Raw genomic sequence first — 24,806 nt, forward strand, 5'->3', positions numbered from 1 at the left:
GGTAGCGACGATCGATGACACCGTGGTCGACAGTGCCTCCCCAGAATCCTTACCGTTAGTGATTGGCGGGGTGACGGGCGCTGGCGGTATTACAGATAATGAATCTGTGCCAACCGTATCAGTTTCAAATGTTACTGTTGCTGAGAATGCAGGATTTGCGCAATTCACTTTGAGTTTAAGCGGTGTTAGCAGTGTTGCGACTAGCTTTAATTTAGCACTGGCAAATGCAGGGGCGACTGGCGGAGGTGTTGACTATGGCGCTTCTGGTGCGACGAATCTGCAGATATCAACAAACGGTGGTGGAACTTGGGTAAACGCTACAAGCGTCACTATCGCTGCTGGTGCTACGAGTGTTTTAGTGCGAACACCAATCCTTACAGACTCTTTGGTTGAATCTGCAGAAAACTTCACATTGACAGCGACAAGAACTGCTGGTGTTACAAGTAATGCCACTGCAGTTGGTACGGCAACAATTACCGACAATGTTTTGCCAACAGTTGCGGCGCAAACAAGGTCTGTGTCAGAGGAAGGATTAAGTTCGGGTATTGCAGATACTGTTGGTAACCCGAGTGATTCAACAAATTCTACTACGACGTCTGGAACGATGACTGCAACAGATCCAGATGGCACAGTTACCGCATGGAGCTTAACTTCGGCTCCAACTGGCCTCACGTCAAATGGTGTGGCGATTACGTGGAATTTGGTAGGGCAGACTTACACTGGTACTGCTGGTGCGACGCAGGTCGCTACATTAAGCATTAATAATTCAGGTGCATACACCTTTAATCTGTTGGCGCCGATTGATCATGTTGCGGGTAATGGTGAAAATATCCGTGCTTTGAATTTTGGCATTGGCGCCAGTGATGGATTTGGTGTTGGTACAGGTACTTTGACAATCAATGTTGAAGATGATGCACCGGTAACTGCAGCGATGACCCACGCATTATTTGTTGGTGTCGACGCTATCTCAGTGAATGACTTAGATGCTGGATTTGTGAATGCAATCAATACAAATGGCAATGCGGTCACTGCCACAAACGTTGATTCACATGATACCTTGGCCGATCGTTTGTTGTGGGGTACAGGTAGCCCACAGTCTGGTTATGATTTGGTTGATACCACAGGCTTTACGACTACAGCAGGTACTGCAGTTACTCTGGGGCAATTGTTTGAGGTTGCTAAATTTACGCATAACAATTTCCCTGTATCTGGCGCATCGTTGGATCGTACCGATTTGAGTCTTGCGTTTGATGTCGTAATCAATGGAGTCTCGACGAGAGTTCCGTTCACCGTCGTTTTAGATCATACAGAAACCACGAATACCAGCGATCCGGAAGCGTCAAAAGACATTATTCAGTTGCCAGCAACAAGTTCCACAATCAATATCGCGGGACAAAATTATGTCGTGAATCTGAATGGTTTTAAAGATGAAAATGGTAACTTGGTAACGCAGATTAGAACATCGGAAAGTGCTTCTAGTACGTTCGGTATTTTTGCTTCGGTCACAACTGTTGAACCATTGCCTGTGGCTACTGGTCGGGTTTTGGCGCAAGGTGGCGCAGACGGATTAACAAATACGGTGACTTGGAGTGGTACAAGTACCTACGGAACTTTTACCGGAAACGCTGATGGTACTTATACCTTTACGATGAATGAGGCGACCAGAAGTTCAATCGCTGTTGGTACGCAGTTGACTGCTTCATTCAATTACACATTTACCGATCGTGATGGAGATACATCAACTAACGTGTTGAATATCACAATGGGTGGATATCGAAATACGGAAGGTACTAATTCTGGGGACACGTTAACTGGGCAGAATAGTGTTGCTGATATTATCTTTGGCTATGGCGGTAACGACACCATCAATGGTAACAGTGGCGATGACGTCTTGATCGGTGGTACTGGCAGCGATACCTTGACTGGTGGTGCTGGTGCAGACACCTTTAAATGGGGTTTGAGCGATAACGGTACTACAGGGACACCAGCGATCGATAGAATTACGGATTTCGGTACCGCAGATTATGCCGCTGGTGGTGATCGTTTAGACTTGCGTGATCTGTTAGTTGGTGAGACGGGCGCAACCCTTGATAAGTTCTTACACTTTAATTGGGATGGTACAAATACGACGCTGTATATCAGTACAAGTGGCGCATTCACTGCCGGTAATGCGATGGCGACTAATCCGACCAACGTTCTCAATAATGATGTGCAGCAAATCGTATTTAACGGTGTCAACTTAACTACAGGCTTCACTACCGATTTGCAGTTAATCAATGATTTGATTGCGAAAGGAAAAATCATTACTGACTAATTAATTGAGTCGATTAGATTTTTTGATGTAGAAGACAAAATGGGACAAGTAATTGTCCCATTTTTGTTTTTGAGGTGTTACTAAACCTAGTTTGAATTCTCAGTTCAAATGCCAGACGTACTGTAATTTTGCCCATGATTTTTCAGGCAAACCGTCCACAGTCCCAGGTTTGAATTTGCATAAACTCAAGCCTTGAATCGCCGCTTTATCGAGTGCGCGCGAGCCACTTGATTTTTCTACTTTGCTCTCTAAAACTTTGCCATCAGGACCAATCAACATGGCTAGATTGACGACACCTTCTTCACCATTACGTATAGAGCTTGCTGGGTAATCTGGCTTTTCACAGGCGTTTGAATCCACTTGCGCTGCAATATGAACAGGATTACTTGCTTTCACAAATTCTGTAGTTTCCTCATGGTTGTTTGTCGTTGTATTGGTGAAGGGCTTTGCTTGATTAAGCTCTTTTTCGACGACAGTAATTGTTTCAGAATCAACACGCTCGGTTCGAACCAGTGGTGGCGGAATAATTGGCGTAGTCGGTGTAGTGGTGGGCATTTCCTTTGATTTTTCTGGCTCTGGTGTTTTTACGGGTGGCGTAATGTTGGCCAATTCAATAATGGTCGGTTGCCGAAAATCGACGATGTTAGTTGCTTGCAACCCCAATCCCAAGGCGATGGCGTGTAAGGCACCTGTGATCAATAAAGATGAGACATTCCTTTTTTGTGTTTGTTGAAAATGATGTGTAGACATAATGAACTCCCATTGAAGTGAAACAGCGAGAATGTCGAGATCGACAAGTTGACGATAGCACTGCAGTATTGATAGTTAGGCCAGCCTTGCGAATCAAAATATACCTATCGTTGGATTAATAATATGCTAGTAACTAGCAAAAGAAAAGAATTTAACTGGTAGATGATGATTCTTTTGTGCGGCAAAATGGCTTTTATATTGACTTAAGCTTTTTAAATCAAGAACTTATGTAGAACTACAAATGTGTAGTGAATTGAAGATAGAATTGCTAGTTACTAGCAAAAATGCGACACTAGACTTACTTTTATAAGTAAAATGAACCCAAAGCGTCATCGTTGTAGAGAAATGACGAGGTACATGCGTGAATGCTTCTGGAGAAAATAATGCAGAATCAATACTTAAATCGCCCACAATCGAATCCGCAAATCATCCGAGTTTTATTGGCTGATGATCATCCTATTGTTATGACTGGCTTTGCTATGTCTTTAACTGCTGAGGGGATGGAGGTGGTGGGGCAGGCAAAAACACCAACAGAGGCAGTTCAACAATTTTTCGCCACGCAAGCGGATGTGATCGTACTTGATATACGTTTTGGTGCCGAAATGACGGGTTTAGATGCGGCTAAACAAATTTTGGAAAAACAAGCCGATGCGCAGATCGTATTTTTGAGTCAGTTTGATCAAGATGCTTTAATTAAGGAAACCTATCGTCTAGGTGCCAAAGCGTTTGTAACCAAAGATTGTGATCCCACCGATTTAGCGATTGCGGTGCGAAGGGCGGCGCAGGGCGAGTTGTACTTTATGCCTTCGATTGCCGAGCGTTTGGCAAATCTCTCTGTGCGCGGCGACACCTCTCCACAAACGGTACTCGACGAACGTAGTTTGGCAATTTTTAAACTGATGGCAGAAGGACTAACCAATGTGGAGATCGCGGAAAAACTTGATCTCTCACAAAAGACGATCAGTAATATCAGTCAATCTGTCAAAGAAAAACTCGGCATCCATCGGCCTGCTTTGATTACTAAATTAGCGGTTAAATATGGTTTGATCGAACCATAAATTGACGAATGCTGATGACTTCAAATCGCATAACACAGTTAGGAATACTTGCTCGCCTATTGCAATGGCGTAGCTGGAGCATACGTACTCGCTTGATGGTGATTGCGATTTTTCCGGTCGTGTATTTGTTTTTCTCATTGATTTCGTATTCGTATTACGCACGGCTAAAAGAAGTCGAAGAAGAGTTACATGCCCGCGCAATCACCATCACAACTGCATTAGCCGATGGAGTTGAATACAACATCGTCGCCGGAAATATGCAGGCGATCAAGCAGATGATGTATAGCGTGATTCAAACCGATCGGAATATCTATCGCATCGCGATTTTGGATACGAACAAAAAAGAACTGAGTCATGTTGAGAACGCGGGGCAAGCCAAACCTGAGAAAAACTATGTTGAGTTACCGATTAAGCGCCACATGGTATGGGTGAATTTACATACAGATGATCATGGCAGTGTAGTGCAATTAGACAGTGCAAAAAGTAGAAGCCAAACCATACTTGGCTATGTGCGCGTCACCATGACCAAGTCGTATTTGTTGAGCCAACAGCGCCATAGATTTTCGATAGAGTTGTTGATGTCGATGCTGGCACTGTCTGTCAGTGCGTGCTTGGCATGGTATTTGTCTAAAGGCTTAAGCCAACCTTTGCATCGTGCCATCAATGCTTTACGCGATATCAGCGCTGGCCAAACAGCGACGCAAATTGTGGTTTCTGATGGTGGTGAAATCGGAATGCTGCAAAATTCCATCAACGATATGGCGAATAATTTGCATCAGTCGCAAACGCATTTAGAAAATACGGTGGCGGAACGCACCAAAGAATTAATCGCATCGCGCAACGAGGCATTGAAAGCTGATGCGGAGAAGCGTCGCTTGATTCATAAAGTCAATGCCATCGTGGAGAATGAAAGGCAAAGTATTGCGGTAGAAATCCATGACGAATTGAATGCGTCCTTGATTGCAGTTAGATTAGAGTCTGAACGGATCGCTAAGATTGCTGCACAAGCTAGTCAACATGAAACACTCGCGCCACAACTCCAAGAAATTCAAGAACGTGCCAAAGCAGTTGCCAAGTTAGCCTTGGATTTATATGCGAATGGTAGAAACTTGGTGCGACGATTACGACCAGAAGTTTTGGATATGCTTGGATTAGAAGGTGCAATAGAAGAAATGCTGCGTATGTACAATGCGGCGCATGAAGATTGCCATTTTGAATTTGAAGCAGAAGGAGATTTCGCGCTAAATCCCGAGCTTGCTATTTCTGCTTACCGCATCGTACAAGAAGCTTGTTCCAATATTTTGAAACACGCGCACGCGAAGAAAGTCGAAATCTCGCTACAAATGAATTTTGAAAAATCTTTATTAAGCATCAGTGTGAATGATGATGGCAAGGGGTTCGATACAGAACAAATTGTGGCCGGAATCGGCATCAGTGGCATGCGTGAAAGAGTGCTTGCTTGGGGTGGCGAATTTGCATTGCAAAGCCAAGTCGGTGAGGGCACGCGTATTTTTATTCAATTGCCAGTGGAGTCAATGAAATGAATAAGGATGTTACTAGTCAGTTGAAAGATGGCGATTACTGCAAAGTGGTTGGCGGTACCCACAAAGGAAAATCTGGCACGGTGCGTGATTTAAATATCAGCAAGACTGGGCATTTGACGATTACGGTAGTGCAAGATAATGGTGAACGCTTTAAGACTTTAGCTAAGAATGTTGTCGTTCATTCATAAAGATGAGCGTTGAAGCACTTGAGAGGAAATTGCAGGATCATCTTTAGTCATGTTTTGACTAGACAAGATAATGGTACTCCCTTGGAAAACGCAAGTATCGATGCAGTCGGAAAGCTTAAGTAGTGAGGCCGAAAAGATAATTGTGAACACGTATGAAACAACAATTTATTGAAGACGTTTTAAGTAACCCCAACAATGTCGAAATTTTTGCCCGTTGGGATGCCATCGCACTGCCTGATAGTTGGCTGGTTGCGGGATGTTTGTTTCAAACCGTTTGGAATCGTAAATCAAATCAAAACCCGACGTTTGGAATCAAAGATTACGACATCTTTTATTTTGATGATGACTTGTCAGCGACTTCTGAGCAAGCGCATCAAGAACGTCTTAATGATCTTTTCAAGGATTTGAACATTACCATCGAAGTATGTAATCAAGCGCGTGTTCATCAATGGTATTCCTCCTACTTTGGGCATACCTACCCTGAACTAAAAAGTGCGCAAGAAGGTATCGATCGCTTTCTCATTCCTTCAACTTGTGTGGGTATGAACCCGCAAGAAATTTACGCACCGAACGGCTTTGAGATTTTGTATCAAGGTGTTTTAGCAATGAACCCGCTTACACCGCATCAAAGTTTGTATGAACAAAAAGCGGATTCTTATCAACAACGTTGGCCTTGGTTGCAACGCATGCAGTGAAGATTGTCGCGTTTTCAGATTCTTCTGATTTTTAAGTTGAAAATATTTAGGCTAGCGAAGTAGAAAACAAAGGAGATAATTGATGTCTGAATTGATTAAAGGCGCTTGTCTTTGTGGTGAAGTTCGCTGGACTTTTGCAGGTCAACCCGACGGTGCGACCGCCTGTAACTGTACTGCGTGTCGGCGCTATGGTGTATTGTGGGCCTACGATTATGAAAATGAAGGTATCCACGTCAGCGGAGTCACGCGTGCTTATGTACGTGGTAAAGCACTAGAATTTCACTTCTGTCCTAATTGCGGTTGCGTGGCATATTGGCGTAGCTTGCAATTAGACGAACAAGGTTGCCGTCGTATCGCTGTGAATTTGCGTCTTGCTGAGCCAGATGCTGTTGCGCAGATTCCTATAGATCATTTTGATGGACTCGATACGTTCGATGATCTTCCGCGTGATGGAAAGTGTGTGGCAGATTATTGGTTTTGATTGCTAGGAATCAGTGCGTGCGTCTAGTTTTTTTATCACACAATCAAATGCAAATAATATGAAAAAACTTTCAGAATGGTGGGTCTATCTAGCTGGCGTCATTGCTGTAATCGGCGTGATTATTCATATCGCAGCTATCTTCGGTGGACCGAGTTGGTACGCTTACTTCGGTGCACCACCGCAGATTGTGCAATCGGCACGCGAAGGCACTTGGCTGGCGCCTGTTAGTACCATGATGATCACTGCATTAATGGCGATTTGTGCAGCCTTCGCATTTTCTGCATTGGGCCTCATACGACGTTTGCCATTGTTACGCACAGGATTGGCTGGTATGGCTGCGATTTGCTTATTACGATCGATGATATTGTGGCCTTTGATGATCAATCATCCAGAATTGCGCAACACTTTCGAAATTGTCGCGGCTATCGTGTGGGGCTTGGCAGGTGTGGGTTTTGTGTTTGGATTCCGTTTGGTGCATGCACATCGTTGATGTTGTGGACGACAGGATTCCTGCGATGAGTTTTGTAATCGCAATCGCTTGATGTGCATCATGTAAATCTAAGGCGTAAAAATCATCGAACGTGCAAGACTTCCTCTTATTTCTATAATGGCATACACCAAAGAGCGAATTCATTCATTTATGATGGATTGATGATGTTCCTATTGGCAATGTATTTCACTTTGAATCAACGATGAGGTAGGCGATGATGAGCAAAAAAATTCTAATACTGGCAGCTTTTTGTGTAGCGTCTTTTTATGGTAATGTGACACAAGCACGGCAGCACCAACATCACAGTAGTGAACACGGTAAGCTGTCACTGAATCAAGGCAAGAAATGGAATAGCGATGCACCTCTACGGCAAAGCATGAATACACTAGATGCAGAGTTTCAGAGAAAAATCGCCGGCAAAAGGCATCAAGCTTTATCCAACACAGACTTCAAACAACTAGGCGAGATAACTCACACCGAGATCGCAAACATCGTCGCCAATTGCAAACTCACTTCGGAAGCAGATGCCGTGCTACATCAGATTATTGCCGAGATGACGCAGGGTGCAGACGTAATGACTGGCAAAGCAAAAGGCCAACCTGCAAAAGCGACACATAAAGTTATCAATGCTTTGAATAATTACGGACGTCTGTTTGATCATCCGAATTGGATAATCTTGAAATAAGAATGCCGACACAATGCTCGTAAGCTTAGCGTCTTGATGTGTGCACAGCTTTAACGTGCACATGCGTTATGGGGGAGTACTGGTTGAGTAAGGAAGCAAGATAGAAAAGATAAACAGCAAAGCTCCATTCTCGTTGATAAACCAAGCAATCCGCGTGGGCACAAAATACCTGCCGCACCCTACCAAGGGTGCGGTATTTTTGCATAAGCGTATAAGCATGAAACCCTTGTCACCTATAATCTTAATTAGGTGACATATCAAATAATTTTAATGCTCATACAAACTTTTGAAAAATAATATGAATACTCAACAGGCACACATTATTCAACTCTTAACCTTCCTTTACGGCGCTACATTCAGTATTTTTTTACTCATAAACAAAAATGCGGATCTGAAGCGCAAAATCTTCCCTTATCTTCTGGCTTTATTTGGGGTACTCATGTTTGGGCTTGTTTGGAGTGACCCAAAAACAGATACATCAGCAATTTACAGTGCTATAGGAGTAGGCTTAGTAATAGCATTAAATTATAGAGCTATCAATTTCTGCACATCTTGTGGAAAAACAGTCTTTAGTAGAAATGTTATTGAGCCTCAATCGTATTGTGGGGGTTGCGGAAATAAAATGACGGTTGAAAAAGGCGAAAGTGATCAAACGTAAATAGAAGTTTTTCTCGGAAAGTTGCACACTCCACGTGAGTAAAATATGGTGTGTAGCCGATAAAACTGGGCGATATCACTCATAGGAGACTACAAATATCGTTGCTAATCGCAAACTTATTTTCTAAGGATGTGCGGTGCACAAGCTTATCGCTGTTAGGCGTTTTGATTGCGAGAAGTAAATGGCCTTGAATAGGGAAAAGTGCGAACGTAAATTGCCAGCATCAAATCAACAATTCTATATGTGTATAAAAAAACTGAGCAACTGAGGCTTATTCCACGTGCGTCAAACAAACTGAAATCAGTAACTCCCCTCAATCAGCAAAGTGAACTTAACAAACTGTAACAGGTCACACCAACAAAGCGTTACAAAAAGCAGCATGAAAATGCCTGAAACTACGCTCCGGTGGGCTGTCGGAAAGCGAAACAAGTGATATGCTGCTACTCTATGAAATTTGGGGTAGGCAAGTTATCAAGCCACTCTCGTGCTGTTAAATTGTATTGGTGAAAGATGTTCGTATTTAGATAGGTAAAATCAGGCTTTGAATACAGTTGATGATAATTATCATCTAGCGTCCGATGCCTGTGCTGCGTTACGAATAATTGGAGAAAGAACATGAAAAAGACTTTAATAGGTATGGCAATCGCTTTGGTGGTTTCTACGCATTTTGCGATTGCGGAATCCGGGCCGATTGCCGCTGTCAATGCACCAGATGTCAATAATACGGCGAAAGCGACGCTGAATTTTCAGCCTTTGCCGCAGCAAATCCAAGCCGCGAATATGACGGCGGAATTCTTTACCCGCTTTCACTATAAAGCAACGCCTTTAGATGACGCGATGTCGGAAAAGATTTTTGATCGCTATTTGAAGTCACTTGATGGTGACCGTATCTTTTTCTTGCAATCCGATATCGATCAATTTTCTGTAGCGCGCGATAAATTAGATGATGCGATTTTGGGGCAGGATTTAACGACGCCGTTTGCCATGTTTAATCTGTATCACCAACGCTTTAAAGAGCGCTTAACTTACGCACGTAGTTTGCTGAATACAGAATTTGATTTCTCACAAAAAGAGGCTTATCGCTATCAGCGTGACAAAGAGCCTTGGCCAAAATCCGAAGAAGAAATGCGCGATTTATGGCGTCAACGCGTAAAAAATGATTGGTTGCGATTAAAGCTTGCAGGTAAAGAGCCAGCAGCCATCAAATCTACTTTGGAAAAGCGTTATGAGACCACACTCACGCGGATGAATAAACTGAAAAGCGAAGACGTGTTTCAGTTATTTATGAATGCGTATGCGATGTCGGTAGAGCCGCATACCAATTATTTGGGACCCAAAGCAGCAGAAGATTTTGATATTTCTATGCGTTTGTCGATGACGGGTATTGGCGCGACTTTGCAGGATCGCGATGAAATGGCGACAGTGCGCGAAATGGTACCCGGTAGTCCAGCCGCTTTGTCGGGCAAATTGAAAGTCGGTGATCGTATTGTTGGTGTCGCTCAAGGTACGGATGGCCCGATGGTTGATGTGATGGGCTGGCGTTTAGACGACGTGGTGAAACTGATTCGCGGACCGAAAGATACGACCGTGACTTTGGATGTGTTACCTGCTGATGCAGGACCAGATGGCGCGCACAAAAAAGTTGTTTTGGTACGCAATAAGATTACCTTAGAACAGCAGGCCGCAAAAAAATCGATACAAGAAGTAAAGACAGCTGACGGTACGCGCCGAATTGGTGTGATCGCTTTGCCGACTTTCTATCAAGATTTTGATGCGCGTCGTCGTGGCGATAAAAACTTTAAGAGTGCGACACGCGATGTAGCAAAACTATTAGCCGAATTGAAGAAAGAAAAAGTCGATAGCGTGTTAATTGATTTGCGCGATAACGGTGGTGGTTCTTTGAACGAAGCAGTGGAATTGACTAGTTTGTTTATCGGCAAAGGTCCAGTAGTTCAGCAGCGCAATTCACAAGGCAAAGTCCATGTCGAAAGCGATAGCGCAGGCGTGGTTGCTTGGGATGGTCCACTTGGCGTGATGATTAATCGCGGTTCTGCATCTGCTTCAGAAATTTTTGCTGCTGCAATCCAAGACTATGGTCGTGGCTTGATTATTGGTGAAAATAGTTTCGGTAAAGGTACCGTGCAGACGGTGATTAGTTTGGACCAGATGGCGCGTAGCGAGAAGCAGCAATATGGCGATCTGAAAATGACTGTTGCGCAGTTCTTCCGTGTGAATGGTGGTACGACACAATTACGTGGCGTGACTCCAGACATCGCTTACCCAAGTTTTACTGATGCCGATAGCTATGGCGAATCGAGCTATGACAATGCCTTGCCTTGGGTACAGATTAAACCTGCGAATTACCAAGCGTTAGGCAATTTGAAAGACGTGCAAGCGATGCTGCAAGTTCGTCATGAAATGCGGATTGCGAAAGACAAGGAGTTCCAATTCATTAAAGAAGATATTGCTGAATTTAAAAAACAAAAAGAGAAAAAAGTGATTTCTTTAAATGAAGAAGAGCGCCGTGCAGAACGTGATGCGCGCGAAAAGAAATCAAAAGAACGTGAAGCAATCCGCGCTGCTTTAGAAGGTAAATCGAAAGTAGCAGGCAAGGCCGATGATAAAGCAGATGCAAAAGCGGAGACAAGTAAGGTGCCAACGCAAGATGATGGTTTGCAAGGCAGCGAACGCAGTTTGGCTGCCGAGTTGGCGGCTGAAAAAGCCAGCAAAGAAGCAAAAGATGTTTATTTGATCGAAGCAGCGCACATCTTGAGTGATGAGATCGAACTGCTCAAATCCAGTAAACGTTTAGCTGATAAAACGATCTCACGTGCGAGTGTGAAGAGCAAAGAAACAAACTAAATTCGATCACAAATTTTTGTGCATGAAGTTGGGTTGAGTTTTGCAGTGCTAAATAAATGTTGATAGAAGTTAATAGACGTTAATATGCATCAAAAAATGATGCATGTTTTAAAAGACGCTTGATAGATGGTGTCACCAATTTGTAGTTGGTGACATGCAAATATCAAGCGTTTTTGATTTAAGAGTATGAAAGATGATGATGGAACAAAAACGGTTTGCAGTTGTTGATTCTGCAGCAGAATCAGCAGCTAAGCGAATGACTAAGGCTAAGGTCGTCGCCACAACATTCACCTTAAAACTGAGACACGCGATTAGTTTTGGATTGATTTTTTTAGCGGGTTTTAGCCACCAAGCTTATGCGCAGGTGAGTACAAAAACAAGTACCTCGGGCAACACGCAAGCGAGTGCGCAAATTATCGCTAGCTTGGATAGCTTGCAACAAAGAGTCAAAGCTTGTGTCGCGTGCCATGGTCAAGAAGGGCGGGCGACAAGTGATGGTTTTTATCCGCGTATTGCGGGCAAGCCAGCTGGTTATTTGTTGAATCAACTGCGTCATTTCCGTGATGGCAAACGTGTTTATCCGTTGATGACATATATGGTCTCGCACATGAATGACGTGTATTTGCAAGAGATCGCCGATTACTTTGCTAGTTTAAATCCACCGTATGCCGCACCACAAACGAGTCAAGCTACGCCTATCGAAATGGAGCGTGGTCGCTACTTGGTGAAGGTTGGTGATACAGAGCGCAAGCTGCCAGCTTGTGTTTCCTGCCACGGCGACAAGATGACGGGCGTTGCGCCATTTATTCCTGGTTTGCTTGGTCTTCCGCGCGATTATTTGGTAGCGCAGTTAGGTGCTTGGAAAACTGGTAGTCGTCACGCCGCCGCACCAGATTGTATGCAAACCGTTGCTAAACAATTAGATGCAAGTGACATTGCGGCTGTCTCAGCTTGGCTCGCAGCGCAGACGATGCCAGTCGATACCAAGGCGATTACTGCAAGCAAAGATTTTAGCTTGCCAATTGCGTGTGGGAGTATGAAGCCATGAGTCACGCTATCGAAAAGAACAAAACAAGCCTTGCTAAAAAGGTGCTCAAGTTCAGTGCGATCTTGATCGTATCGCTATTGTTGCTACTGATCTTGATTGCCTTGTATGGTTATCGTCTTGGTGATGTTTATTCTGATTTGAGTAAAGATACGCCAAGTCATTCTAAAGTAGGCGAGCAAGTAGCATCTCGCCATGCATCAAACGCAATTTTGGAACGTGGTGCTTACCTAAGCAAAATTGCAGATTGCATGGCTTGTCACACGACGCGCGGTGGTGCAGCGTTTGCTGGTGGTCGCGTGATGGAATCGGAATTTGGTCAATTCATTACGCCTAACATCACACCAGATAAGCAGACCGGTATTGGTAATTGGACTGCCGAGGATTTTTGGAATGCATTACATAATGGACGTGGCAAGCAAGGGCAGTTGTTGTATCCAGCATTTCCGTTTGTAAATTACACTCATATTAGCCGCGCAGATGCAGATGCGATATTTGCCTATTTGCAGAGCCAGCCTGCGGTTGTGCAACAAAATCTCGAACATCGTTTAGCATTTCCCTACAATCAGCGAGTTGGCTTGGCATTGTGGCGAGCGCTGTATTTTAAGCCGGGTGAGTTAGCTTATCAGCCAGCGCAAAGCCAAGAATGGAATCGTGGCGCTTATTTGGTAAGAGGGTTAGCGCATTGCAGCGCCTGTCATAGTAGTCGCAATCAGTTTGGTGCGAATAAAGGCAGCGATGATTTCTCCGGTGGTGAGATGGCGGGGATTCGTTGGTATGCGCCTTCTTTGGTGGCGAAGCATGAACTCAATTTGTCGACTTGGAGTGCGACGGATTTAAGTCAGCTTTTGCAACATGGCGTCAATCGTCAATCAATTGTGAACGGCCCGATGGCAGAAGTGGTTAAAGCGAGTCTGCAATATCTAACGGATCAAGATGCGGCCGCGATGGCGAATTATTTGCGATCATTGCCAACGCAAGAAAAAACCGAGCCTGATTTTTTGGATAGAGCAATTGCGCGACCAAGCGTATCGAAGGAGCAAATGCTGCAAATGATGGAAGCCGGTGAGGCGATTTATCGTGCGCAATGTATTGATTGCCACGGTAAAAATGGCGAAGGGCAAGCTGGTATTTATCCAGCACTTAAAGGCAATCCTTCTTTGCAAATGGAGTCGCTGAGCAATCCAATTCGGATTATTTTAGCGGGTGGCTTTTCTCCTGTCACCAAAGGCAATCCGCGTCCATACAGCATGCCACCATTCGCCCCATTTTTAACTGATACCGAAGTCGCGCTGGTGCTCACTTATATCCGTAATGCTTGGGGCAATCAAGCGAGTGCGGTTGGGGCTGCTGAGGTCAATCCTTATCGTACCGCGAGCCTAGATTAAACATCGCAAGTTTGGAGTAGTTAACGCGATCCAAACTTGCCTAGCTGATGTAATTAAACTGTGAAATAAAAAAATAAATTAAATGAGAGATGAGGGAAAATGAAACGTCATTTGATATCGTTGGCGGTATGTACCTTGCTAGGCAGCATGTTCACACCTGTCATCGCGGCACCTGACATCGCATCTGCTAAGATCGATTATCGCAAAGTAAACACCCAGCTACCGCGCCATGTAAGGCCGATTCATTACGATGTATCAATCAAGCCAGATGCAGCACAGGCGCGCTTCTCAGCAAAAGTCGGCATACATTTAACGTTATTGAGCCCAAGTCACAGCATCACACTGAATGCGACGGATCTCACTTTTAAGAAAATTCGCTTACTAGACGCGAACGGTAAAAGCATTAGCGATGATGCAAAGGTGACGATCAACGCAGAACAACAAACCGCTACGTTCACGTTTTCGCAGCGCTTAAAGCCCGCCCAATACAGATTAGAACTTGAATACGATGGATTGATCGGCACGCAAGCGGTGGGATTATTTTCACTCGATTACGATAGTCCACAAGGCAAGCAACGTGCGCTGTATACACAGTTCGAAAATTCGGATGCGCGACGTGTGATTCCTTCTTGGGATGAGCCTGTTCACAAAGCCACCTTCAACGTCGAGATGATCGTACCGCAGGCGCACATGGCGGTGAGCAATATGCCAGTCTTAGCGCGTACAGATCTTGGTGATGGATTTAGCGTGGTCAAGTTTGCGAAGTCGCCCAAGATGTCGACATATCTTCTATTTTTGAGCGTGGGCGATTTTGAACGCGCCACTGTGATGGCAGATGGCACAGAGATCGGCGTGATTGCAAAACGCGGTAGTCTCGATCAAGCCCGCTATGTGTTGGAAGAGTCGAAAGGGATTTTGCGTGAATTTAATGATTACTTCGGCACCCGTTATCCTCTGCCTAAACTAGATAATATTGCCGCGCCAGGACAAAGCCAGTTCTTTAGTGCGATGGAAAACTGGGGCGCGATTTTTACCTTTGAAAGCTCGATCTTGCTTGATCCAAGCTTTTCAACGCAAGCAGATAAACAACTCGCATTTGTGACGGCGGCACATGAAGCTGCACATCAATGGTTTGGTAATTTGGTGACCATGCAATGGTGGGATGATTTGTGGTTAAACGAAGGCTTTGCATCGTGGATGGAAAACCGAACCATGATGAGATTGCATCCTGAGTGGCAGCCAGAATTTAATGCGATTTCGGTTCGTGAACAGGCGATTGCCTTAGATGCTTTAGCGAGCACCCATCCGGTTGTACAAAAAATCGAAACGGTCGATCAAGCTAGCCAAGCGTTTGATAGCATCACTTACCAAAAAGGTGAGGCGGTGATTCGCATGTTAGAGAACTATGTTGGTGCCGATGCATGGCGACAAGCAGTGCGTTCATATATGCGCACGCATGCGTACAGCAACACACAATCGCGCGACTTGTGGAAACAAGTGGAAAAGGCGGCACGCAAGCCTATCGTGGCAATCGCCAAAGACTTTACTGAACAAGCTGGTGTACCTTTAATTTATGTGGATGATGTCGTTTGCAAAAACGGAAAATCGATTATTAGCTTGCGTCAGGGTGAGTTTTCAAAGGACTTACCGAATAAGAAACCTTTGCATTGGCGCGTGCCGGTAGTGGCACAAGTGGCAGGAACCAAGGTGATCGGTAGCACCTTAGTCGTCAATGGTAAAGCGAGTTTGCAGTTGCCCGCTTGCGGCCCCGTCGTGGTCAACGCAGGTCAAATGGGATATTACCGTACACTTTATGCTCCGCAGGTTTTTACTGAGTTGCGCAAAAACTTTAGTGATATTGGTGCGATCGATCAGCTTGGAATTTTGTCAGATAGCTGGAATCTGGGTTTGACTGGGCATCAATCGATTGATGCTTATTTAGATTTGGCGAAAAACTTATCGGCAGATATGAGTCCGCATGTGTGGAATCAAATTGCCAATGTCTTTTCGACGATTCATGCATATTTGCAGGACGATCCAACGCGTCAAAAAATCTTCCAACAATGGGCGTTCCAACGCTTATTGCCGCTGATGCAGCAGCTAGGTTGGCAAGCGCAAGAAAACGAAGCTGAACAGCTTGCGAATACACGTGCGGCGATGATTTCTGTATTGGGAAGTATGGGCGAGCCAAGCGTATTGGCTGAAGCGCGCCGACGTTTTGCGGTGATGGATAGTGATGCTAGTGCAGCACCAGCCGCTTTACGCTTACTCATTTTGGCAATTGTTGCAGAGCACGCTGACAGTGCTACCTGGCAGATCTTGCATGAAAAAGCCAAAGCAGAAAAATCGGCATTGGCAAAACAAAACCTCTATGAATTGCTTGCTGCAAGCGAGGACAAAATCTTAGCGCAACGTGCATTAGATTTAGCCTTGAGCGAAGAACCAGGATTGACCACAAGTGCCGCGATGATTCGACAAGTCGCGGCAAATCATCCTGATATGGCATTTGATTTTGCGATTGCCAATATGGCGAAAGTGAATGATCGGGTTGACGCTACATCACGTAGCCGCTTCTTCCCATCACTGGCAAGTAGCTCATCCAATTCACAAATGATTAGTAAGTTAAATGCATACGCCGACGCCAACTTAGATCAGAGTGCACGCGGAGAACTGCAAACCGTGATCGCAGCGATTGAGTATAAGATCAAACTAAAGCGTGAACGTGTACCCGAGATTCAGGCGTGGTTGGATCGCTTGGTCAAGTGAAGTATTTGGCCCAATCTTCATGATGAATTTGAGTAAGATTTTTAATGGAAAGCTTTTGTTATAGTTAATTTAATTTTCAAAGATTGAGTTGACTCCAGAATAGATATTGCAGAGCAAAATCGGAATCTCATTTTTTATTTCCATACCAGGATTTAAATTGCCTTTCACACCTTTTCACATGGGCGCAGCGCTGCTCTGTAAACCGTTTTGTAAATCAAGTCTGAGTTTGATTACATTTGGAGTCGCCCAAATCCTAATGGATATTGAGCCAGGAATCGGAATGCTTAATGGTAGCAACAGGCTTCATGGGTTCTCGCATACGCTTGTTGGCGCGATCATGATCGCGTTTATCGTAATCTTAATTTCTCCGACAATATGCTCAGCTATATTTCGAAAAGCAAACAGAGAGTTAGGACATTATCGAGTTACGTGGCTTATTTTTCCTGAACGATTGCGTTATCGTGATGTCGTATTTTCCGCATTGTTTGGCACACTAAGTCATGTGGTATTGGATAGTATCTTGCACACTGACATTCGGCCACTTGCCCCATTTTCAGAGTTAAATCCGATTTTTGGACTTGTTTCGCATGATGGGGTTTATGAGATTTGCACTTTAAGTGGCTTCGTCGGTATTTTTATTTGGGCCTTAATTTCGTGGCGGCGGCAAGCAAAAGAAAAGTAACAATCGTATTGGATGAGTATTTTTAGAAATATTTTTAGGCTTTTCCAAAATAAATATCATAAGCATTGGGCCTTAAAATTTCACTTTGAAACGCCTTACTCGTTTCCTGATCGCCATAGTAACTCAATAGATTCTCATACATAACCGGTAAAACCTCTAACAAAAATTGTTGAGCGAATTCGACATTATTTCTGTGCATTACGTAAATTAGAAGAGCTATCTCTGTCGATGTTGATTGTGAACCTCTTGTCTGGTAATGAATAAGTTTATTAATATCGATTTCTATTCCAATTTCTCTGGCAATTAAATAGATTTTTTCGCCAAATTTTTCATCACCAATCAGTAACTCAATGAATCCTACGGTAGTTGTAGGAAGTTCTTTTGCATATTTGAAATATGATAATACTGATTCATGAAGTCGAGCCTCAATCTCTCTCCTATCCATAAGGTATAAGAAGCGCTGATCGTTACGATATTCTGGTGGCAGAAACAAAGCTCTATTTAATCCTGGTTCATTGTAATTTTGAGATTTAAACTGCAGAAGGTGAATGTGTTCGTGCGATATGTGTACATGAAGATCAGCAGCTGTCTTTTTCTTTTTTGCATTAATAAAAATGCGGTTACAGTTTTTAGATGATGCATCGAAATATCCCCCGGTTTGAGAGTCAGATCTGATTACTTTCAAATAAAGACGTAAGAGTATGAACACAACGTACATTATTATTAATGGAGCGAGAATAATCACTAACGGTAGTGCTACTAGCAATCCTAAAAACGATAGCACCATTTTTAGAGGATTGTTTTGTGAACTTTTTTGAGTGAACGTAAAGAAATTGTGAATACGCTGGTTCACATTTAAATTTGGTTGCTCATTCAATTCTATTCTGCTCTTATTAATCTCGGATTTAAAATCTTTGATGAAAATTATTGATCGCCCTATCAGACCCTGATACTTGATGAGCTCGAATTGAATATTATTTTCACTTTTCAGTAACGGTGCGGGAGGGTGTACTCCAAAATCTTCTTGTAGTTGATCGCGTGAATTTTTAATCTCGATTGTATAAAAGTAGCTTTTAATTTTATTTTTTAAGTTCATTGTTGCTTTCTTAAATTTCTTAGAGCACGAAGATTTTGTTTTGGCGCGAGCACCCGTTAAATGCTCTAGGCGTGAATGTGAACAAATCACTGTCAAGCTTCATTCTGCTAGTAATTTTTTAATGTAATTGCTTATTATTATAGAGATCATTCACTCCATCCGTCGTTTATTTTAGTAGCGTAAAGAAAGTCACTACAACAATTCGAGCGACGTGTGCTGAACTCGACAAACCCACATTGAACAAATAATCCTGAATGGCGATTGACTACTATATTTTGTCGCCAATGTATTAAGCTCTTAAGCTTTTATGCGCGCCATTTAAGTAACATGTACTTGTTGATTCTGCGTAAAAATCCATTTAGTTAAAGATACAGTTAGATATTGTGACGAAATATAATTTCTACATTCTTCGTTTTTGGAGCTATTGGTCAGTTAAAATTTTGACTCGGATTGAGTAAATGAAGATGTGGTCAAGTTAAATGTGAAATCAAAATTTTTTTATTTTCCAATACTCCTTTTTCAGAAATAAGAATGAACAATCTCTCCTAAAAAGATTGTTTGACCAAGTACAGAGAGATACTTTGGATGAGTGCAAAAAATATTATCTATACACTAGACGAAATAAAAGATTTATCAGACGACGAACTTTATCAACGTCTCTGCGAATGTTGGGGGATTACTAATGGAAAAATTGAAGTGTGGGGCGAGCTTGAAATCAGCGCTGACGAAAAATGGGCAGGAATAAAAAGTGTAAGAACTGCGGAGAACAATTTAGCGATTAGTTATCCCCTCTACGTTAGTAAAAATATTGATGATGGCGTTTTTCTTCCTCCATTTGACGCAAAAAAGCTACTGAAAGGCCAAGAGAAAGTTTGGATAAAGTGTCAACTTGAATTCGCGAAGCCAGAAGTCCGGAAAAAACACGAGAATCCTTTTCTACTTTCCGTTAAGCGTAATTCGTCAGAGCGATTGGTGACTTTGCCTCGATTTAATAAGGCACAAATTCTTGATGATGAAGTCTCAAGCTACCTCACTGAAACGATTTATAACTTGCATTTTGACGCTGCGAATAAAAAAATTACAGAAGTGCTTGCTGGTAAAGAATTAGAATTGAATCAAATTGAAAGCAAGCGAAAAGAGACCAGTGATAGCGTAAATAATTTAGCCAAGCGCAAGAATGAACTAGAGATTAATCGTGAACAGTTGCAGTCAACTATCAGCACACAAAAGGATAAGATAGCTGTTCTTCTTCAACAATACCAAAACATAGAGCAAGAAATGAGCCAAAAGATTGAAAGATTAAAATCCTATATTTCTGAAAAAGCTTTGTTCTTAAAAGATTTTGAATTTATCGATAGCGAGGATTTTGATCGTTTCATTATCAATGCTAGTCCGTCAAACGAACGTCCAGCGATGCTAGATTTTGCAACTGTGTTTGATGGAGATTATAAGCAGGCAGTCTCCTACATTCAGGCTTATCTTAAAGAACAAGACATTCTTTATCCAAGACATATTATTGAAAATTACCTGACTTTAATACGAGCCAATGATTTGATTATCCTGGCAGGTGATTCTGGTTCAGGAAAAACAAACTTAGTGCAGTCTTTCGCGAGAGCGGTGGGGGGCGTATCAAAAATCATTCCAGTAAAACCAAACTGGACAAGCGCTGAAGATTTATTAGGCTATTACAATCCGTTAGAAAAGAAATATTTGGCGACACCCTTTTTAGAGGCGCTAGTCGAAGCTCAACAATACCCCGAGATTCCTTATTTTATTTGCTTGGATGAGATGAACTTGGCTAGGGTTGAATATTATTTTGCAGATTTTCTGTCGAAGTTAGAGTCACGTGACGTCGTACCTGAAATTCAACTTTATTCTGATGACGAATCTGCGCACGTACTTTCAGAACTTAAGGCAGTGGTCAGTATTATTGCAAGTGCACAGTCTAAATTCTCGAAAGACGGTATAGTTGATTTCGTGAAGTTGATGCAGGACGAAGAGGTGAGTGCTGAAATGAAGCGCGCCTTTGGATTTAGTGATAAAGACTCATTGATTAAGTATCATGGCGATATTAGGAGAATGCTTTCAGGGATAATGAATACGCCTTCTACTATTAAAATTCCATCCAATGTCCGTATTATTGGTGCTATCAACATCGATGAAACGACGCACTATTTGTCTCCCAAAATTCTTGATCGCGCTCACATCATGAAGTTCAAGAGCCCTTTGTTGAGTGATTGGGAAGTGATTCTTTCTGAGATCGCGAGTTATGGCTTTGATGATGTTAGTAAGCCACTCCATTTTGAAATTGAGGCACTGGGGCGGAGAACTCCTTACCCAAAATTTGACCGTGAAGATGCTTTTTGTAAGCTGTTCACTGATTTGAATAGAGATTTTTTTCATCCACTTGGGATTGAGTTCGGGATGAGAACTATTCGGCAAGGTTTGAATTATCTAACATTATTTTTAGAGCTTAATGCAGATAGAGATCAGGCCATCAATAACTTTATCGTTCACAAAGTATTACCTAAATTCACCTTTGACGGAAATAAACAATCTGGAAATGCTACGAAGCTCAATCTGATGGAAAATGCTTTAGTTGAACAACTCAAAGTTGTAATACCAAATTATGAATCTTTTTCCGAAGAGTTTTCATGTATTGCTGGGTTGCAGAGCATGATTGACAATGCAAAAGCCAATGATGGTGTTGTGAATTATTGGGCTTAAACATGGAAGCAAAGTTTGAGGTCAAATACCTTGATGTTAAATGGTATGACAAGGACACAGTGCTATCTGTCAAAGAATCTTTTATTCCTTTAAAGACTGAGTTTGACGCTGAATCGCAGTACTTCAAGTGCAATACTGTCATTTATCCGAAAGTAGATGGCATTAAAAATGGCCGAATGGGATTCCGGTTTTTGTTCAAAAATGTATCTTCACCTTATCTAGAGGCTGTTGATGGGACGCGCATTCCGCTGAAGCTGATTATTGATAATGAGAGCGGTAAAGAATGGTGGATTGAGGCAGATACTTGGATACCAGAGACAAAAATGTGGGGTAGCAAGACCATCCGTACAGCCGGAAAGATGATGGTCGTACTTCAGCATCAGATTTGTCAGGTCAATATCGGCTCAGTAGATTTTACGGTAGATCAGCTAGAGAGATATTTGTTTGACTTTAAAAGTGACTTGTGGGAATTGATTCTAGATGAGAACAGCTATGTCACCGGTAAAGTAAAAAAGATGCAAGATGGTGGCGTGAGCGAGGCAGGAATTCATCTTATTGCGAAACTTCTTACGCATGCACAAAAAATACTTGAAAATCCTAAGTCAGAATTACGTGAAATCCAAACGCTGAAACCGTGGAAAATGGTGAAGCCAGTTACACGTACCTTTATGGAGCTAACAACAAAAGGGGAAAGCCGTTTCTTAACAAGCCGTGCAACTAAGCCAAGTTATAACGTCCCTGAAAATAGATACATACTTTTTGCGTTAGAACGTATTTATAAAATTTTAAAACAGCTCGTTAACATTTTCAGAAGTAGAGTGAATCGTTTTGATGCTGCAATTGAAAAACTTCAAGTACGTTATGAGTCGTTTAGTGATGTGAAACTAATCGATAAAGATTTGGTTAGGAGGGATTTAGAGAGGCTCAGATCTCTCTATAAATTAGACGATTTGAATCAGGCGATTGAACGAAAACTGGGACAACTTAGCTTGCCGAGCGAAAAACTGAAAACGTGGTACTTAAGAGTTGGTAATAAAAGTTCACATGAACAATTTGCATACTCTGTGAGTATAAAAAGTGACGATGATATTGATTGGGTTGAATCAAAACCATACGAGAGAAAAATTTTTTTGAGTTTTAAAGACGATAGATTTAAATCGTTATTTGAGAAAAATATTGAATACGAACTTGATGCGGAAATTAATATAACGAAAGAAGAAGTCATTTCTACTGATCCTCCGCCATATGACTTTTCAATTTCTCAGTATAACTATGTGATAGTTAATCTCAATCGCTTAAAAATTACGGGTGGAATTTCTTTAAAGAATAGACAAAGAAAATTTTCTGAAGAGAAAGAAAAGGCAATGAAGCACAATTCAGAAGGTTGGATCAAAAAATTGTCTTTGCAAGAGTTGAGTGAACAAACTAAAGAAAAGTCATCGATACAAACTCGACTAAAACACGTTGAAGAGCAGTGCAGAACGACTAAATTGGCATTTGATTTGTTGGAGCCCAAATTAGCAAAATTTAAAACGATTTTGATGGATTTGAAGGCTTTAGGTGTAAGACCTTCTGCTACGTTTCCTAATTCTATGACATTTGTGCAGAATCCAAATTATCAGGCGGTTCATGCTGGTTATAAGAATTTACGCGAGATTACAAATTTGAGTGATGAAGACTTACTACTGTCACTAGAGAGAATTGATGAAATCGGCTTAATTAATATGCCGCTTTTATATGAGCGATGGTGCTTGCTTCAAATCATTAAAGTATTAATTCAACAATTTCGCTATTTTCCAGATCAAGACTGGAAGCGGAAATTACTAGCTATTGTCTCTAACGGAACACGTAATCAGTGTCTTCATTTTACTAATGACTATGTAAAACGAAGTATTCAATTATGGTACGAGCCTAAGATTTCTAATGGAAGAACTCCAGATTTTGTAATGGATGTTAAGTTCGAGCAAAAAATGCTTGATTCACCAAAACAGATTAGTAAATTTAACGATGACTCTTTCGGGGTTGATTCTGTTAGTAACGGGGGAAACGATGAATCGAGGAAGCAAACTAAGCGCTTTGTAATGGATGCTAAGTTTTATTCTTTAGATTTATTGCAGAATATTGGGGGTATCGCAAGTGTGATACATCAGCTTTATCATGAAAAGGATTACAGTGAAGGGGGTAAAAATGCAGTGTTTGTTTTGCACCCAGCTGTAAATGCAATTTCTGAAAAAGTGTCTCCGCAAAGTTGGGGTAAAGATAGCTATTTGGGCGAACTAGAAATGTTTAGTTGGGATAAGCAGCTTCGTCAAACTCATTACCATCAGTATGGTGCTATTTGTGCCAATCCTATTAATAGAGCTAATTATTTGGATGAGTTTCAGCGTTTAATTGGTATGTTCTTGCAATATGGCATTGAGAACAACGAGCTTGAAAATAATGAGGATGACGATGTTAGATCAATTAATTTTTGTTTGGCCTGTGGTTCTCATGATGTAACGAAACTTCCAAAATCTAACTTTAATGAAAGATCTAAGTGGTACGTATGCAATGAGTGCAAACACTTTACAACATACAATCACTGTTATATATGTAATACACGGTTAATAAAAAATGGTGATTATTGGACTTACCATTCGCAAATGCCAATGGAACCTTTGAACATCAAATGTCCTGCCTGTGAGAGCTTAGTTTAATTGTGGTTATAGCCGAAAACTGGAAGTAGCCTATACTCAGTTTATGATGAATTTTTTAGTATTAGGAGACAAATGATGAAATCTTCAATGAACGTACGTAAAGCCTTGTGTATTGCACTTGGCGCCATGCTGATTTCTGCACCGACGATCGCCAAACAACCAAGTTGGCTGAGTCTCGATCAAGGTAAGTCGGACCAAAAGCATGGTAAGGGTCATGATAAACATGATAAACATGATAAACATGATAAACATGATAAACATGATAAACATGATAGACAAGAAGACCGTGACGATGATCGACGTCAAAGTGATAGAGGTGAGCGCCAAGTAGCGAGTCATTATTTTACGTCGCAACAACGAACACTCGTGGTCGATTACTACACCAATGAATTTCGCATTAAAGGCTGTCCACCAGGCTTGGCCAAAAAACAGAATGGATGTTTGCCACCTGGCCAAGCTAAAAAATGGAAACGTGGTGCCGCTTTGCCTAGAGACGTGATTTATGAAGATGTACCTCAACGCGTTATTTCTGTCATCGGCGCACCACCCTCTGGTCATAAATATGTACGCGTAGCAAATGACATTCTGTTGATTGCGATTGGTACCAGCATGGTGATCGATGCTATTGATGATTTGAATCGTCGCTGAGTTGACTCTGAGCTGACTATGAGTTGATTCTGC

General features: G+C 42.3%; 19 protein-coding genes. 17 read left to right on the top strand and 2 right to left on the bottom strand.

The genetic code is table 11. The features are described from left to right. Nucleotides 1–2,314: choice-of-anchor K domain-containing protein (locus IE103_RS12020; RefSeq protein ID WP_189346381.1), on the top strand; the 2,314-nt coding region annotated here is incomplete at its 5' end. A 99-nt stretch (nt 2,315–2,413) separates the two neighbouring features. Here IE103_RS12020 and IE103_RS12025 read toward each other — a convergent pair. Beyond that, a complete protein-coding gene (locus tag IE103_RS12025) occupies nt 2,414–3,064 on the bottom strand; it encodes an energy transducer TonB (RefSeq protein ID WP_229827260.1) in 651 nt (216 codons plus the stop codon). A gap of 383 nt (nt 3,065–3,447) precedes the next feature. Between IE103_RS12025 and IE103_RS12030 the strand changes: the two genes are divergently transcribed. From IE103_RS12030 to IE103_RS12090, 13 genes are all read left to right on the top strand, one after another. Next, the gene (locus IE103_RS12030) at nt 3,448–4,122 is read left to right on the top strand and encodes a response regulator (RefSeq protein WP_189346382.1); all 675 of its coding nucleotides are present in this window, start codon (nt 3,448–3,450) and stop codon (nt 4,120–4,122) included. Nucleotides 4,123–4,136: 14 nt separating this feature from the next. Next, the gene (locus tag IE103_RS12035) at nt 4,137–5,666 is read left to right on the top strand and encodes an ATP-binding protein (protein ID WP_189346383.1); all 1,530 of its coding nucleotides are present in this window, start codon (nt 4,137–4,139) and stop codon (nt 5,664–5,666) included. Beyond that, nucleotides 5,663–5,854 (top strand): KOW motif-containing protein, encoded by a 192-nt coding sequence (locus tag IE103_RS12040; RefSeq protein ID WP_189346384.1) that lies wholly within the window; start codon nt 5,663–5,665, stop codon nt 5,852–5,854. Before IE103_RS12035 ends, IE103_RS12040 begins: the two co-directional genes overlap by 4 nt. Nucleotides 5,855–6,006: 152 nt before the next feature. Continuing rightward, nucleotides 6,007–6,549, top strand: a complete 543-nt coding sequence (locus IE103_RS12045; RefSeq protein WP_189346385.1) for a nucleotidyltransferase family protein — start codon at nt 6,007–6,009, stop codon at nt 6,547–6,549. An 82-nt stretch (nt 6,550–6,631) separates the two neighbouring features. Next, nucleotides 6,632–7,030, top strand: coding sequence for a GFA family protein (locus tag IE103_RS12050; RefSeq protein ID WP_189346386.1), 399 nt, complete (start codon nt 6,632–6,634; stop codon nt 7,028–7,030). A gap of 58 nt (nt 7,031–7,088) precedes the next feature. Beyond that, nucleotides 7,089–7,520, top strand: coding sequence for a hypothetical protein (locus tag IE103_RS12055; RefSeq protein WP_189346387.1), 432 nt, complete (start codon nt 7,089–7,091; stop codon nt 7,518–7,520). A 214-nt stretch (nt 7,521–7,734) separates the two neighbouring features. Next, nucleotides 7,735–8,205, top strand: coding sequence for a hypothetical protein (locus tag IE103_RS12060; protein WP_189346388.1), 471 nt, complete (start codon nt 7,735–7,737; stop codon nt 8,203–8,205). A gap of 298 nt (nt 8,206–8,503) precedes the next feature. Continuing rightward, entirely contained in the window at nt 8,504–8,863 is a 360-nt protein-coding gene (locus IE103_RS12065; protein WP_189346389.1) for a hypothetical protein, read from the top strand. Nucleotides 8,864–9,478: 615 nt separating this feature from the next. Then, on the top strand, nt 9,479–11,725 hold the full coding sequence (locus IE103_RS12070; protein WP_189346390.1) for a carboxy terminal-processing peptidase: 2,247 nt from the start codon (nt 9,479–9,481) through the stop codon (nt 11,723–11,725). A gap of 193 nt (nt 11,726–11,918) precedes the next feature. After that, nucleotides 11,919–12,773: a c-type cytochrome gene (locus IE103_RS12075; protein WP_308426991.1), complete on the top strand. Its 855-nt coding sequence runs from the start codon at nt 11,919–11,921 to the stop codon at nt 12,771–12,773. Next, nucleotides 12,770–14,158: a cytochrome c gene (locus IE103_RS12080; protein ID WP_189346391.1), complete on the top strand. Its 1,389-nt coding sequence runs from the start codon at nt 12,770–12,772 to the stop codon at nt 14,156–14,158. Before IE103_RS12075 ends, IE103_RS12080 begins: the two co-directional genes overlap by 4 nt. Before the next feature lie 99 nt (nt 14,159–14,257). Continuing rightward, complete coding sequence (locus IE103_RS12085) at nt 14,258–16,924, top strand: M1 family metallopeptidase (protein WP_189346392.1); 2,667 nt, start codon at nt 14,258–14,260, stop codon at nt 16,922–16,924. Nucleotides 16,925–17,030: 106 nt separating this feature from the next. Further along, nucleotides 17,031–17,606, top strand: coding sequence for a DUF4184 family protein (locus IE103_RS12090; RefSeq protein ID WP_189346393.1), 576 nt, complete (start codon nt 17,031–17,033; stop codon nt 17,604–17,606). Nucleotides 17,607–17,640: 34 nt separating this feature from the next. Here the strand turns inward: IE103_RS12090 and IE103_RS12095 are convergent, their stop codons facing one another. Next, entirely contained in the window at nt 17,641–18,702 is a 1,062-nt protein-coding gene (locus IE103_RS12095; RefSeq protein WP_189346394.1) for a hypothetical protein, read from the bottom strand. 585 nt (nt 18,703–19,287) lie between these two features. Between IE103_RS12095 and IE103_RS12100 the strand changes: the two genes are divergently transcribed. The 3 genes from IE103_RS12100 to IE103_RS12110 all read left to right on the top strand — a co-directional run bounded on the left by IE103_RS12100 (nt 19,288) and on the right by IE103_RS12110 (nt 24,773). Further along, nucleotides 19,288–21,429 carry an AAA family ATPase gene (locus tag IE103_RS12100; RefSeq protein WP_189346395.1) on the top strand — a complete coding sequence of 714 codons (2,142 nt, stop codon included), beginning with the start codon at nt 19,288–19,290 and terminating at the stop codon, nt 21,427–21,429. A gap of 2 nt (nt 21,430–21,431) precedes the next feature. After that, nucleotides 21,432–24,125, top strand: coding sequence for an EstP (locus IE103_RS12105; RefSeq protein WP_189346396.1), 2,694 nt, complete (start codon nt 21,432–21,434; stop codon nt 24,123–24,125). Nucleotides 24,126–24,197: 72 nt separating this feature from the next. Beyond that, complete coding sequence (locus tag IE103_RS12110) at nt 24,198–24,773, top strand: DUF1236 domain-containing protein (RefSeq protein WP_229827261.1); 576 nt, start codon at nt 24,198–24,200, stop codon at nt 24,771–24,773. Nucleotides 24,774–24,806 lie beyond the last annotated feature (33 nt).

The sequence above is a fragment of the Affinundibacterium macrobrachii genome, from assembly GCF_014652415.1.
Classification (GTDB): domain Bacteria; phylum Pseudomonadota; class Gammaproteobacteria; order Burkholderiales; family Burkholderiaceae_D; genus Undibacterium; species Undibacterium macrobrachii.